The following is a 13900-nucleotide window of genomic DNA, read 5'->3' as shown; positions in this document are numbered from 1 at the left end:
TTGCTATCGATTTATTCGATGTAGTCCGTTCCCGCGACCCGCACGGGAACGGCGCTCACTGCATCAGAAGTGGTACTTGAGCAGCAGGCTGGCGGTGTTCTGGTCGGTGTCGAAGTAGGGGGTGTCCTTGACCCCGTACTTGTTCTTCCAGTAGTCGTACTCGATACCCACATACAGCTGTTTGTCGCCCAGTTTCAGCGCCTTGCCCAGGTCGTACTTGATCTGCGGGTTGATGTGCAGGTTGGCGTGATACTCGCCTTTGGAGTTTTTGTCGTTGTCCACCACCCAGTCGATGAAACCGTCGATCAGGATGTCCGAACGGCCCACGGGAATGGTGTAGGACCAGACCGGGGTGATCTGCCAGACATTGTCACCGGCACGGCTGCCTTCGGTCTGGCGGTTGTAGAAGTTCAACTGGAAGTAATCGAACCCGGGGATTGCCAGGTCGAAGCCCGGACCGATCAGGTAGGACTCGTTATCGCCTTCGCCGAACTCGTAAGTCATGGCCAGCAATACATCCTTGATCGGGCCGAACTCCAACTTCCGGTCGAAGATCTTGCCGAACGAAAGACGCGGGCTGAACTCGCCGTAATAAGTGTTCGGGCCGACGTTGCCGTCCTTTTTACCGTTGTAGAAGATCTTGTCGATAAACAGGAAGTTGTCGCCGTACTTCCAGGCATCGGCATGTTCGAAAGTCACGGTTTGCTGGATCTGCGGGTTGATCGTGAAGTCTTTGCCGTAGAGGTAGGTCAGGCTGTTGTTCTGCCATTGCAGCAGGTCGCCGGCGGTGGCCTGGGCCCCTGCCAGCAAGGATCCGGCAAGCATCAGGCCTTTACAGATGCGGTTCATTCGGTTGCTCCCAAAAAGTAAGTGGTTCCACGTTTTTCTTTAAAAGCCGGTGCTCTGGTGTGGCACCTTTTAGTGGCTGAAAAATCATCCGATCGGTCAGCTTTGTTGCTGATAGCAAGAGCTGAGCCAAGGCGAAAAAAAAGCGCAAAAACTCCCGCGCGCCTGTACGAATACAGTCGATCGAGAGTGAATTCGGTTTTAACTCGGTACGCCTTGGTACTTTCCGGAGGCCGGGATAAGTTGGCTTTCCGGTCAGGTTTTAAATCCGGGCTTTTTTTTTCACCGGATTCAGGCGGCCGCGGAGAATACTGACTCCCACGGCCTTGCTCAAGTGCTCTGCAATAGCGCACTTGAAACAACTTTGGGGCACGTTTGCCGGTCATTCTAGAAATGCACCTTCACCAGCAGGCTGGCGGTGTTCTGATTGGTGTCCAGGTTGGCGCTGTTCTGAATGCCGTATTTGTCTTTCCAGTAGCTGTATTCGAGACCGACATACAGCTGCTTTTCGCCCAGGCGCAGGGCCTTGCCCAGGTCGTATTTGATCTGCGGATTGATGTGCAGGTTGGCGTGGTAGGTACCGCGGTCGTTCCGGTCGTTGTCCACCACCCAGTCCAGGTAGCCGTCGATCAACAGGTTCGAACGGCCCAGCGGGATGCTGTAGGACCAGGAAGGGGTGATCTGCCAGACACCGTCGCCGGGGCGCGGGCCTTCGGTCTGGCGGCGGTAGAAGTTCAGGGTGAAATAGTTGAAGCCCGCAACGGCCAGGTCGAAACCGGGGCCGATCAGATAGGCCTCGCTGTCGCCTTCGCCATATTCGTAGGTCATGGCCAGCAACACATCCTTGACCGGGCCGAAGGCGAATGAGCGGTCGAGGATCTTGCCGAACGACAGCCTGGGGCTGAACTCGCCGTAAAAGGCGTGGGGGCCTTTGTTACGGTCTTCCTCGCCGTTGTAGAAAATCTTGTCGACGAACAGGAAGGTGTCGCCGTACTTCCAACGATCGGCGTGTTCGAAGGTCACCGTCTGCTGGATCGACGGGTTGATCGCGAAGTTCTTGCCGTACAGGTACGTCAGGCTGTTGGTCTGCCACAGCAGCAGGTCGCCGGCCATGACCTGGGTCGTGGCCAGCAGTGCGCCGCCGAGCAGCAGGCGTGCGTGTGCAAGTCTCATCGTGTTGCTCCCTGTTTGTTTTTATTGTCAAGGCGCAGGCAGCCGCCGACTGCGACCGGGCGCGGTGCCGGGTCTGCCTGTCGTGCGTGTATTTCGGGTATCGACGGTCAAGCAGGGGCGGCTGTCGGGCCGCCCCGTCCAGGCTTCAATGCTGGTGGGCGTGTCGGGCGTTGCTGGCGGCCCGTTCGGTGCCGCCCAGGATGTTGAACAGCAGGTTCAGGGCCAGCGCACTGAGGGTGGCCATGGCGATTCCGCTGTGGGTGATCGGGCTCATCCACAGGGGCAGGTGGGCGAAGAATTCCGGACGGATCACCGGAATCAGGCCCATGCCGATGCTCACCGCCACCAGCAGTTGATTGCGCCGGTCGGCGATATCGGTTTCCTGGAGGATCTTGATCCCGGTCGCCGCCACCATGCCGAACATGGCGATAGCCGCGCCACCCAGTACCGCCGGGGGAATCGAGGCCACCAGGAAAGCCGCCTTGGGCAGCAGGCTCAGCACGATCAGCAGGCCGCCGGCGACTATGGTCACCGAGCGGCAACGCACGCCGGTCATCTGCACCAGGCCGATGTTCTGGGCGAACGAAGAGTGGGTGAAGGTGTTGAGGAAACCGGCGAAAAACGAGGCGCCGGCATCACACAGCAGGCCGCGGCGGAGCATGCGCGGGGTGACTTCCTGGCCGGTGATTTTCCCCAGGGCGAGGAACATCCCGGTGGACTCGACGAAGATGATCACCACCACCAGGCACATCGAAAGAATCGGCGCCAGATGGAACTGTGGCATGCCGAAATGCAGCGGAGTGACTACCTGCACCCAGGGTGCCTGGGCCATGCCGCTGAGGTCGACCATGCCGATCAGGCCGCAGAGCACGTAGCCCAGGCCCATGCCGATCAGTACGGAAATGTTCACCCAGAAACCGCGCATGAAACGGTGCACCAGCAGGATTGTGCCCAGCACCAGCGCGGCGATGGCCAGGTAGATGGGGGAGCCGAACTCGGCATTGTGGCTGCCGCCGCCCGCCCAGTTCACCGCGACCGGGAACAGCGACAGGCCGATGGAGGTGATGACGGTGCCGGTGACCAGGGGCGGAAAGAAGCGCACCACCTTGGACATGAAGGGCGCGATCAGCATGCCGAAGAAACCGGCGGCGATGGTTGCGCCAAAGATCCCCTGCAGGCCGATGCCCGGCATGCCGGCCATGGCCACCATGCTGCCCACCGCGGCGAAGCTGGCGCCCATCATCACCGGCATGCGGATGCCCATGGGGCCGATGCCGAGGGATTGCACGAGGGTGGCGATGCCGGCGACCAGCAGGTCGGCATTGATCAGGAAGGCGATTTCTTCACGACTCAGACCCGCGGCCTGTCCGATGATCAGCGGCACCGCGATGGCGCCTCCGTACATCAGCAGGACATGCTGCAACCCGACCAGGATCAGTTGCAAAAGGGGCAGTCGCGCAATGGCGGGTGCGTCGGGGATGCGCGGTTCGTTTAACGCGGACATGCAACACCTCGGATCTTCTTATTCTTGTGATTAGAAAGCTGTGTGGTTGCGAACAGCTTTTTTGCAGCAGGCCAACCGCGTGGCGGTCGATCGCGAGCAAGCTTCGCTCCTACAAAAGCAATACACATGCTGTAGGCGCGAGGCTTGCCCGCGATAGCGGTCGTCGGGCATCGCGGTACTAGTTGGTGCGTGCCCCCTGGTTGATCCAGGCACCGATCAGGTCACGTTCCTGCTGGGTCATCTGGGTGATATTGCCCAGCGGCATGATCTGGCTGGCGACTGCCTGGGCCTGGATGCGTGGGGCCTGGAGCTTGATCTGCTCGGGGGTGTCGAACATCACGCCGGCCGGCGCGGCACTGAACAGCGGGCTGGTGGGCTTGGCCGAGTGGCAGACGGTGCAACGTTCCTGGATCACGTTATGCACCTTGTCGAAGGTCGGGCCCTGGGCCGCCGTGGACGCTTGTGCCGGAGCCACTTCGGGAGTCGCCGAAGCTGCTGGAGTTGCTGCGGTTTCAGGCTTGGCGCCGCCGCCGATGGCGGTTTCCGGCAGTGGCTGGTACTCGATCTTCGCTGGAGCCTTGGCCACTTCCGGGCTGTTGGCCATTTGCGCGGGGCCGGTGACGTAGGCCAGGCAGATCATGCCCAGGGCGGCGACCGGCAGGGTCCAGGCGAACTTGTGGCTGTCGTGGCGGGTGTTGAAGTAGTGACGCACCAGCACCGCCAGCACTGCGATCCCGGCCAGGATCAACCAGTTGTACTGGCTGCCGTAGGTGCTCGGAAAGTGGTTGCTGATCATGATGAACAGCACGGGCAGGGTGAAGTAGTTGTTGTGGCGCGAACGCAGCAGGCCCTTGGCCGGCAGGGTCGGGTCCGGCGTGCGGTTTTCCGCGATGGCGGCCACCAGCGCGCGCTGGGCCGGCATGATGATGCGGAACACGTTGCCGACCATGATGGTGCCGATGATGGCGCCGACGTGCAGGTAGGCGCCGCGACCGCTGAACACCTTGCTGAAGCCATAGGCCGCGGCGATCAACAGTACGAACAGGATGAAGCCGAGCAGGGCAGGTTTCTTGCCCAGGGGCGAATCGCAGAGGAAGTCGTAGACAAACCAGCCGGCGATCAGCGAACCGATGCCGATGGCCACGCCTTCAGGGCCGGTCAGGCCGCTGCCGGGCGCTACCAGGTAGAGCATCGGGTTGTAGTAGAACACCAGGCACAGCAGGGCGATCCCCGACATCCAGGTGAAGTAGGCTTCCCACTTGAACCAGTGCAGGTTTTCCGGCATGGACGGTGGGGCCAGTTTGTATTTTTCCAGGTGATAGATGCCGCCACCGTGGATTGCCCAGAGGTCGCCCGACAGGCCGTCCTTGGGGTTGACGCGATTGAGGTTGTTTTCCAGCCAGACGAAGTAGAACGACGCGCCGATCCAGGCCACGCCAGTGATCATGTGAACCCAACGCACGCTCAGGTTGAGCCATTCCAACAGATGTGCTTCCACAGTCTTTACCTCTCGCCTGTCACCCTTGTTTTCGGGTGATCAGACCTTCTCTTATTGGTGGGGGGCGAGGATCAAACACTCATCCTCTTCAAAGAAATGCTCATCGCAGTTGTTGCCTGTGCCACTGCGATCAACCACCAGGAAGTCATCCCGCTTTTCGATCGTCAGCACCGGGTGGTGCCAGACGCCGCGATGGTAATTAATGCCCTGCCTGCCGTTGCTGACAAAGGCGCGGACCAAGCCCGATACAGGTGCATCGCCAAGTGGCGCGACCACGATCAGAAAGGGATTGCCGAGCAGCGGAATGAAAGCCTGGCTGCCCAGCGGATGGCGCTCCAGCATGCGGACGGTCAAGGGCATGTCCAGCGCGTCGGCGCGGAAGATGCTGATGATCGCCTTGTCGTCCGGCGTGGCGGTTTCCACGGTAGCCAGACGATGGAAGCGCATGGTCGAACCGTTGTTGATCATGAAGTGATCGCTGCCGTCGGTTTCGATCACGTCACCGAAGGGGGCGAAGGCTTCTTTGCTCAGCGGTTCGATCATCAATGTGCGCATGCTGTTCTTCTTAATCTGTGAGTTCGTTGTTGTCGTCTTGTGCTGTCCTGTAGGAGCGAGCTTGTTCGCGATGCGGTTGTCCGGTGTTCATCTATCGCCCGGTCTGACGCCATCGCGAGCAAGCTCGCTCCTACACCTACAGGTTCGGCATTACTTCGCGACCTTGCCGAGGATCCGCAAGCGGCTGACACCACCGTCCGGGAACACGTTCAGGCGGATATGGGTGATCGGGCCCAGGGCCTTGATCTGCTCGGCGAAGGTGTGTTCGGCGTGCATTTCCAGCTTCTGGCTCGGCAGCAGTTCACGCCAGAACAGCGACTGGGTTTCGATCTGGCTGTCGGTACCGCCCTTGACGAAGGCGCCCTGGATCGAGCAGCTGTCCGGGTAGTTGCCCTTGAAGTGCAGGGTGTCGACGATGATTTTCTCGATCTCGCCCGGATGGCCCAGGGCGACGATCACCCAGTCATTGCCTGGCGTGCGGCGGCGTGCGGTTTCCCAGCCATCGCCCATGTTGATGCCGCGGCCCGGGTTGAGGATGTTGCTCATGCGGCCGAAGTGTTCGTCGGAGCAGGCCAGGGCGCGGCCGCCGTTGAGGGCGGCTGCCAGGTCGATCTGCTCGTTGTCGCCGACCGCCGACCAGTCGCGGAACGGAATGCCATACACGCGCAGGCGGGCCACGCCGCCATCCGGGTAGATGTTGAAGCGCAGGTGGCTGAACGCCTGGTCGTTGCTGATCTCGTGGTAGTGGTGGCTGTTGCCTTGCAGCTCGACGGCCGACAGCACTTCCACCCACTGGGTGTTTTCATTCGGTTCGCCTTCGGCCAGGAAGCAGGCTTCCAGGGAGGCCGATGGCGGGAAGTTGCCGGTGAAGAATGAGGTGTCGATGTCCACGCCTTTGATCTGGCCAGGCACGCCCAGGCGGATCACCGCGCTGTCGTAGCCTTCGAAGCGCTTGCGGCGCGACTCCCAGCCGTCCATCCACTTGCCGTTGTCATCGAAAACGCCCTCCTTCCATACGGCCGGGGTCGGCTGGAACAGACGGTTGGCGTCAGCGAACCAGTCATCGGTCACCGAAATGATCTTGGTGCCCAGGCGGGCGTCGGCCAGGTTGACGAACTTCTCGAAAGGTACGGCGTAAGCTTTCATTCTTCTTGTCTGCCTTTATAGAGTGGCTTGGGATGCTTGCAGGGCCCTGGGTACGTTTCGTACTCGGGCCAGGCTTGCTAGAGAGTCAGTAATCGGAACAGGGCGATCTTGTTGATCTCCGCCAGCGCGCACCTGAATTCGGTGTCCACCGAGTTGTGGATGCGGGCTTCGAACGCCGCGAGGATCTGATGCCGGTTGCTGCCTTTTACCGCCATGATGAAGGGAAACTTGAACTTGGCCTTGTAGGCGTCGTTCAGCTCGGTGAAGCGCTGGAACTCTTCGGCCGTGCATTGGTGAATACCCGCGCCAGACTGTTCTTCAGTGCTGGCCGCGGTCAGTTGCCCCTGGACGGCGGCTTTGCCGGCCAGGTCCGGGTGAGCGTTGATCAGGGCCAACTGGCTCTGGTGGTCGGCGCTCAACAGGATGTCGCTCATGCGCTGGTGCAGGGTGTCGATCCGGTCGATCGAGGCATCCTGGCCCAGGTCGAAGGCCTTTTCGGCGACCCATGGCGAATGTTCATAGATATCGGCGAAGGCATTGACGAAGGCGTCGCGGCTCAGGGTCGAGGGTTTCAGGGTTTGGAAGGTGCTCATTTCGCCGCCCCCGGGAACGGATGGGTTTGCTGCCAGTGGCGGGCGATGTCCACTCGGCGGGTGAACCAGACCTGATCGTGACCTTTGACGTACTCGATAAAACGCTTCAGGGCGGCCAGGCGTGCCGGGCGGCCGATCAGGCGGCAGTGCAGGCCGATGGACAGCATCTTCGGTGCCTCGGCGCCTTCGGCGTACAGCACGTCGAAGGCATCCTTGAGGTACTGGTAGAAGTCGTCGCCCTTGTTGAAGCCCTGGACCTGGGTGAAGCGCATGTCGTTGGTGTCCAGGGTGTAGGGGATCACCAGGTGCGCCTTGCCGGTCGGGTTGTTGGTTTCCCAGTAGGGCAGGTCATCGTCGTAGGTGTCGCAGTCGTAGAGGAAACCGCCTTCCTCCATCACCAGGCGCCGGGTGTTCGGGCCGGTGCGGCCGGTATACCAGCCCAGCGGGCGCTCACCGGTGATTTCGGTGAGGATGCGGATCGCCTCGAGCATATGCTCGCGTTCCTGGGCTTCGTCCATGTACTGGTAGTCGATCCAGCGGTAGCCGTGGCTGCAGATCTCGTGGCCGGCCTCGACCATGGCGCGGATCACGTCCGGATGGCGCTGGGCGGCCATGGCGACGGCGAAGATGGTCAGCGGAATGTCGAATTCCTTGAACAGCTTGAGGATCCGCCAGACGCCGGCACGGCTGCCATACTCGTACAGCGATTCCATGCTCATGTTGCGTTCGCCCTGCAGGGGCTGGGCGGCGACCATTTCCGAAAGGAAGGCTTCCGACTCCTTGTCGCCGTGCAGGATATTGCGCTCGCCGCCTTCTTCGTAATTGAGCACGAACGACAGGGCGATGCGGGCATTGCCCGGCCAGTGAGGGTGAGGAGGGTTGGAGCCGTAACCGATCAGGTCGCGTGGGTAGTCAGCGCTCACTGCAGTCTTCCTTCTTATCGTGATAACGGTGGCGTGGCGGGGCCTGGGGAGAAGGACAGGCTGGCGTCACAGCGATGGACTGATTGTATACAACTTTTCATTCGGTTTGTAAGCCCGATTTTTTGCATTTTTCATCGATTGTGTTCGTGCCTGGGTATTGCAAGAAACCTGCCTGGTTGGTCAGCTAATGGATGAAAAGTCTTCTGTCCTCATGGTGTAGCCGCTGATCAAGGGAATACGGGGGCTTGTTCGAAGTACCCGGAAATGGGTGATTTTTATTGTGTACAATTTTTTTGAAAAGTGTCTTAATAAATTCCTCGCCGCATCCTTTCGTGCTCCGAAACGGTGCGGTCTCCTTATCAACTGACTTCAGGAGGCGCGAGGTCTGGACGTGTGAGCGCGCACAGACACGCAGAATCAATGGGACGTTTGACTACACACGTGTTGGATGCCGCGCATGGTTGCCCAGGCAGCGCCATCAAGGTCGAGTTGTACCGGGTCGAAGGTACGCAACTGGAACTGGTCGCCAGTGCCCTGACCAACAGCGACGGCCGTTGCGATGCGCCGCTGCTGCAAGGCGATGACTACCGCACCGGGGTTTACCAGCTGCAATTCCATGCCGGTGATTACTACCGTGCCCGCGGCGTACAACTGCCCGAACCTGCGTTTCTCGATGTGGTGGTGCTGCGCTTTGGCATCTCGGCCGAGCAGGAGCATTACCACGTACCGCTGCTGATCTCGCCTTACAGCTATTCGACCTACAGAGGAAGCTAGGACTTTCCCCCCACGAAGCCTGCGCAAATAGCTTCTTTGGTCTTTCGCCCGCTCACACTGCGGGCTTTTTTTCGCCCGTCGAAAATGGGGGCATCGCGAGCAAGCTCGCTCCTACAGGTTGCAGCAGCTCTCTGTAGGAGCGAGGCTTGCCCGCGATGCTTTCAGCGGCTCAACAGCGACGCGGCACCGGCGCCGCTGAACAGCCCGGCGCTGACCCGGTTGAACCAGCTCTGGCCCTTGCCGCTGCGCAGGTAGCGCGCCGCACCGTGGGCGCCCAGGCCGTAAGCCAGCTTGCACAGCAGGTCGAGCACGGTCCAGGTGGCGATCATGATCAGCAACTGGGGCAGGAAGGGTTGTTCGGCACTGAGGAACTGCGGCAGAAACGCGGCGAAGAACAGAATGTCTTTCGGGTTGCTGGCACCCAGCACAAAAGCGCGCCCGAACAGGGCGCGAAAGCGTGGTTTCGGTGCGGCCTCGGGCACTTCGGCGCCATGGGATGGCTGCCGCGATTGCTGCCAGCTTTGCCAGGCGAGATAGAACAGGTACAGCGCGCCGACGATTTTCAGGGCGCTGAACAGCTGTTCCGAGGCCAGCAGCAGGGCGCCCAGGCCCAGGGCCGAGGCGCTCAGCAGGCAGATCGAGGCAAACACACCGCCGAGAAACGCCGGGTAGGACCGGCGCAAACCGTAATTCAGACTGTTGCTGATCATCAGCAGGGACAGCGGGCCCGGAATCAGGATCACCACCAGTGCCGCGCCGCTGAACAGCAGCCAGGTTTCCACGCTCATTGCCTTTCTCCTTATGCGCAAAAGCCTCACCCGACGGGGTGAGGCCGTTTGAAACCGATGTACCTACAAGAAAATGAACTTGGCGATAAAGATCGCGCACAGCACCCACAGGCTGATGGAGATTTCCTTGTACTTGCCCGTCCCGGCCTTCAAGGCCACGTAGGTGATGAAGCCCAGGGCGATACCGTCGGCGACCGAGAAGGTCAGCGGCATCATGATCGCGGTCACGATCGCCGGGATGCTGTCGGTGGCCTCTTCCCAATCGATGTGGGCCATGCCGCCCATCATCAGCATCGCCACATAAATCAGCGCGCCGGCGGTGGCATAAGCGGGGATCATGCCAGCTAGCGGTGCGAAAAACATGGCTGCGATAAATAGCACACCTACGGTCACTGCGGTAAGACCAGTCCGACCACCTGCGGCGACGCCCGCGGCACTTTCCACGTAGCTGGTCACGGGCGGAACGCCGACCACCGCACCGAATACGCTGGAGGCGCTGTCCGCCTTCAGGGCACGGGAGAGGTTCTCGATCTTGCCGTCGGGGTTGACCAGGCCGGCGCGCTGGGCCACGCCCATCAGGGTGCCGGCGGTATCGAACATGTGCACGAAAAGGAACGCCAGCACCACGCTGATCATGCTGACGTTGAACACCCCGGCCACATCCATGGCCATCCAGGTCGGTGCCAGGCTCGGCGGGACCGACATGATGCCCTCGTAGTGCACCAGGCCCAGGCCCCAGCCAGCCAGGGTCACGGTGATGATGCTGATGAGGATCGCGCCGAATACCCGGTGATAACTGAGCACGGCAATCATCAGGAAGCAGATCGCCGCCAGCAGCGGGCCGGGTTCGCGCAGGGAGCCGAGCTTGATCAGGGTGGCCGGGCTATCGACCACGATGCCCGCGGTCTTCAAGCCGATCAGCCCCAGGAACAAACCCACGCCGGCGCCCATGGCGAAGCGCAGGCTGGCCGGAATGCTGTTGAGCAGCCACTCGCGGATCCGCGAGAAGGTCAGGAACATGAACAGCACGCCGGAGACGAACACCGCACCGAGGGCGGTTTCCCAGTTGTAACCCATGGTTCCGACCACGGTGTAGGTGAAAAAGGCGTTCAGCCCCATGCCGGGCGCCAGGCCTACCGGCCAGTTGGCGTACAGCCCCATCAACAGGCAACCCAGGGCCGCGGCGATGCAGGTGGCGACGAAGGCCGCGCCGTGGTCGATGCCGGCGTCGGCCATGATGTTGGGGTTGACGAAGATGATGTAGGCCATGGTGATGAAGGTCGTCAGACCGGCGATCAACTCGGTCTTCACCGTGGTGCCATGCAACCTGAGTTTGAAGATGCGCTCCAGCCAGCCACTGTTCAGCGGCGGCGAGAGTTCCAGCGTAGGGGCTTCGGATTTGCGGCTTTCCACAGCGAGTACTCCTCAAGAGTTTTATTATTTTTTCCAGAGCCGGGCACGTGAGGGTGGGCAGCGGCTCTTTGAGGTATGTAAGGCTTGCGGGCTTTTATTGACCTTTAGGTCAGGAACTCGCACGTGGCGAATTATGCTTTTGTATACAAAGAAAGCAAATAATGTTTTTTAGGTTGTGTGCGAAAAGTTCGCCAGAAAGGCTATATGCCCTGTAGCCGCTGGCGCAGCCTGCGATCGAGCGCGCAGCGGTCGTAATGGGGCTGACGCGGGTCTTGCAGAAGCATCGGATATGCAGGTTGACGACCGCTGTGCGCTCGCAGGCTGTGGTGTCAGCGGTTGTCGCCCAGAGCCTTGTTCACCGCCAGCCAGCCATCCACTGCCGCCTCGCCGGCCTCGGCGAATACCCGTTGCAGCAGCTTGACCTGCTCGCGCCGCAGCGATTGCTCAAAGCGCGCGCCGTCTTCCGTCAGCTCCAGCAGGCGTTTGCGCTTGTCACTCTGCGAGGCAACGCTGTTGACCAGGTGCATCTCCATCAATTGGCGCAGCGGGATATTCAGCGCCTGCTTGCTCACGCCCAGTGCCGTGAGCAGTTCTTTCACGCTCAGCCCTGGATAGCGGGCGATGAAAAACACGATGCGCTGATGCACGCGACTCAGGCCGCGACGCTCGAGCATTTCGTCGGCCTTGGCGGTGAACGCCTGGTAACCAAAGAAGAAGGCTTCCATGGCGGCTTGTTGGGTGGTCTGGTTTTTAAGGTCAAGCATATTGACGTATCTGCGAAAGTCGGCGTAATTTCGGTCAAGCAGTTTGACGTATTTTCCTCCGCCTTTGCTACCGGTGACCTCATGGCCTTCTCCGAACGTGTTTCGCGTCTTAAAAGCTCACTGATCCGTGAAATCCTTGCCGCCGCGCAGCGTCCGGAAGTGATGTCGTTCGCCGGAGGCCTGCCCGCCGAGGCGATGCTGCCGAAGGTCGATTGGCAGGCGATGCCGGTGTCCATGGGCCAATACGGCATGAGTGAAGGCGAGCCACAGCTGCGCGAGGCCCTGGCGGCGCAGGCCCGGGGGCTGGGCGTGCCGTGCGAGGCCAGCCAGGTACTGGTGGTCAGCGGCTCCCAGCAGACCCTCGATCTGGCGGCCAAGCTGTACATCGACAAGGGCACCGAGATCATGCTGGAAGCGCCGACTTATCTGGCGGCACTGCAGATCTTCCAGCTGTTCGGCGCCGATTGCCTGACCGTGCCGCTTCAGGCCGATGGGCCGGATCTGGCGCAATTGCGCGCCTGCCTGGAGCAGCATCGTCCCGCGTTCATCTACCTGATCCCGACCTTCCAGAATCCTTCGGCGGTGCGCTACAGCGAGGCCAAGCGCGATGCCGTGGCGGCGCTGCTCGACGAGTTCGGAGTGACCCTGATCGAAGACGAGCCTTACCGCGAACTGACGTTCGATGGCGGCAACGCCACGCCTATTGTCGGGCGCCTGCGCAAGGCCAGTTGGATCTACACCGGCACGGTGTCGAAGACCCTGCTGCCAGGGTTGCGGGTCGGTTACCTGATCGCCAGCCCGGACCTGTTTCCCCATCTGCTGCGGTTGAAGCAATCGGCAGACCTGCACACCAACCGCGTCGGCCAATGGCAGGCGCTGCAATGGATAGGTACCGAGCAGTACCAGCAGCACCTGGGCGAATTGCGCGATTTCTACCGGGTGCGCCGCGATGGTTTTCAGGCCGCCCTGCAACGTCATTTCGGCGATCTGGCCGATTGGCAGGTGCCCCAGGGCGGGCTGTTTTTCTGGTTGACCTTGAAACAGCCGCTGGACACCCGCACTTTGCTGAAAGCGGCGCTGGAGCAGGACGTGGCATTCATGCCGGGCGAACCCTTCTTCTCCGAGCCGGACCGCAATCCAGGTCACCTGCGGTTGAATTTCAGTCATATCGATCCGGCGCGTCTGGACGAAGGTCTCAAGCGGCTGGCCACCGTGGTACGTCAAGCACAGGCTGCACAGGCAGCCTAAGGGGAGAGGGCCATGTACAAGGTTTATGGGGATTACCGGTCCGGCAACTGCTACAAGGTCAAGCTGATGCTCAATCTGCTCGGTCAGCCTTACGAGTGGCACGCCGTGGACATCTTGAACGGGGATACGCAGACCGAGGCGTTTCTGGCGAAGAACCCCAACGGCAAGATCCCGGTGCTGGAGCTGGAAGACGGCACCTGCCTGTGGGAGTCGAACGCGATTCTCAACTTTCTCGCCGATGGCAGCGAGTTCCTGCCGAGCGAGCCGCGTTTACGCACGCAAGTGCTGCAATGGCAGTTTTTCGAGCAATACAGCCATGAGCCGTACATTGCCGTGGCACGTTTCATCCAGCTCTATCTGGGGTTGCCGCAAGAACGCCAGCACGAATACGAGAAGCTGCAAAAACGCGGTTACAAGGCCCTGGATGTGATGGAACACCAGTTGGCGCGCACGCCGTATCTGGTGGGCGAGCAGTACTCGATTGCCGATATCGCGCTCTATGCCTACACCCATGTCGCCCATGAAGGTGGCTTCGACCTGGCGCGCTACCCGGGCATCCAGGCGTGGATGCAGCGGGTGGAAAGCCACCCGCGGCATATCGGGATGCTCGACTGAGTCTCTGCGGGAAACAAAAAACCGACCCTTGGGTCGGTTTTTTTATGGTCTGGATCTTGT

At 60.8% G+C, this 13900-nt stretch carries 14 protein-coding genes; 3 read left to right on the top strand and 11 right to left on the bottom strand.

From position 1 onward, the window contains the following. Positions 1 to 63: 63 nt before the first annotated feature. From AC3RCP_RS23430 to puuE, 8 genes are all read right to left on the bottom strand, one after another. Positions 64 to 849, bottom strand: a complete 786-nt coding sequence (locus AC3RCP_RS23430; RefSeq protein WP_101338767.1) for an outer membrane protein OmpK — start codon at positions 847 to 849, stop codon at positions 64 to 66. Between the two features lie 384 nt (positions 850 to 1233). Then, a complete protein-coding gene (locus tag AC3RCP_RS23425; RefSeq protein ID WP_150052544.1) occupies positions 1234 to 2019 on the bottom strand; it encodes an outer membrane protein OmpK in 786 nt (261 codons plus the stop codon). A 145-nt stretch (positions 2020 to 2164) separates the two neighbouring features. Next, the gene (locus AC3RCP_RS23420; protein WP_101338765.1) at positions 2165 to 3523 is read right to left on the bottom strand and encodes a nucleobase:cation symporter-2 family protein; all 1359 of its coding nucleotides are present in this window, start codon (positions 3521 to 3523) and stop codon (positions 2165 to 2167) included. 178 nt (positions 3524 to 3701) lie between these two features. Further along, positions 3702 to 5021, bottom strand: coding sequence for a urate hydroxylase PuuD (locus tag AC3RCP_RS23415; protein WP_492571835.1), 1320 nt, complete (start codon positions 5019 to 5021; stop codon positions 3702 to 3704). Between the two features lie 51 nt (positions 5022 to 5072). Next, positions 5073 to 5576 (bottom strand): ureidoglycolate lyase, encoded by a 504-nt coding sequence (locus AC3RCP_RS23410; RefSeq protein WP_007921785.1) that lies wholly within the window; start codon positions 5574 to 5576, stop codon positions 5073 to 5075. Positions 5577 to 5726: 150 nt separating this feature from the next. After that, entirely contained in the window at positions 5727 to 6722 is a 996-nt protein-coding gene (alc, locus tag AC3RCP_RS23405) for an allantoicase (protein WP_492571834.1), read from the bottom strand. 77 nt (positions 6723 to 6799) lie between these two features. Then, positions 6800 to 7315 carry a 2-oxo-4-hydroxy-4-carboxy-5-ureidoimidazoline decarboxylase gene (gene uraD, locus AC3RCP_RS23400; protein ID WP_007921783.1) on the bottom strand — a complete coding sequence of 172 codons (516 nt, stop codon included), beginning with the start codon at positions 7313 to 7315 and terminating at the stop codon, positions 6800 to 6802. Next, a complete protein-coding gene (puuE, locus tag AC3RCP_RS23395) occupies positions 7312 to 8238 on the bottom strand; it encodes an allantoinase PuuE (RefSeq protein WP_063432619.1) in 927 nt (308 codons plus the stop codon). The genes uraD and puuE overlap by 4 nt, the downstream gene beginning before the upstream one ends. A 420-nt stretch (positions 8239 to 8658) precedes the next feature. On the opposite strand from puuE, the gene uraH reads away from it, so the two are divergent. Further along, the gene (gene uraH / locus AC3RCP_RS23390) at positions 8659 to 9012 is read left to right on the top strand and encodes a hydroxyisourate hydrolase (RefSeq protein ID WP_023966464.1); all 354 of its coding nucleotides are present in this window, start codon (positions 8659 to 8661) and stop codon (positions 9010 to 9012) included. A 161-nt stretch (positions 9013 to 9173) separates the two neighbouring features. Here uraH and AC3RCP_RS23385 read toward each other — a convergent pair whose 3' ends face one another. From AC3RCP_RS23385 to AC3RCP_RS23375, 3 genes are all read right to left on the bottom strand, one after another. Next, complete coding sequence (locus tag AC3RCP_RS23385; RefSeq protein ID WP_007921780.1) at positions 9174 to 9800, bottom strand: LysE family translocator; 627 nt, start codon at positions 9798 to 9800, stop codon at positions 9174 to 9176. Positions 9801 to 9863: 63 nt separating this feature from the next. Then, positions 9864 to 11213 (bottom strand): NCS2 family permease, encoded by a 1350-nt coding sequence (locus tag AC3RCP_RS23380; protein ID WP_492571833.1) that lies wholly within the window; start codon positions 11211 to 11213, stop codon positions 9864 to 9866. Between the two features lie 329 nt (positions 11214 to 11542). Continuing rightward, positions 11543 to 11977: a MarR family transcriptional regulator gene (locus AC3RCP_RS23375; protein WP_009045052.1), complete on the bottom strand. Its 435-nt coding sequence runs from the start codon at positions 11975 to 11977 to the stop codon at positions 11543 to 11545. A gap of 81 nt (positions 11978 to 12058) precedes the next feature. Between AC3RCP_RS23375 and AC3RCP_RS23370 the strand changes: the two genes are divergently transcribed. Beyond that, positions 12059 to 13225 (top strand): aminotransferase-like domain-containing protein, encoded by a 1167-nt coding sequence (locus AC3RCP_RS23370; protein ID WP_007932279.1) that lies wholly within the window; start codon positions 12059 to 12061, stop codon positions 13223 to 13225. 12 nt (positions 13226 to 13237) lie between these two features. Then, positions 13238 to 13840, top strand: coding sequence for a glutathione S-transferase family protein (locus AC3RCP_RS23365; protein ID WP_007932276.1), 603 nt, complete (start codon positions 13238 to 13240; stop codon positions 13838 to 13840). Positions 13841 to 13900: the final 60 nt, after the last annotated feature.

Source organism: Pseudomonas sp. GW822-FHT05A08, assembly GCF_058800485.1.
This window is presented reverse-complemented; position numbering and strand designations above follow the sequence as displayed.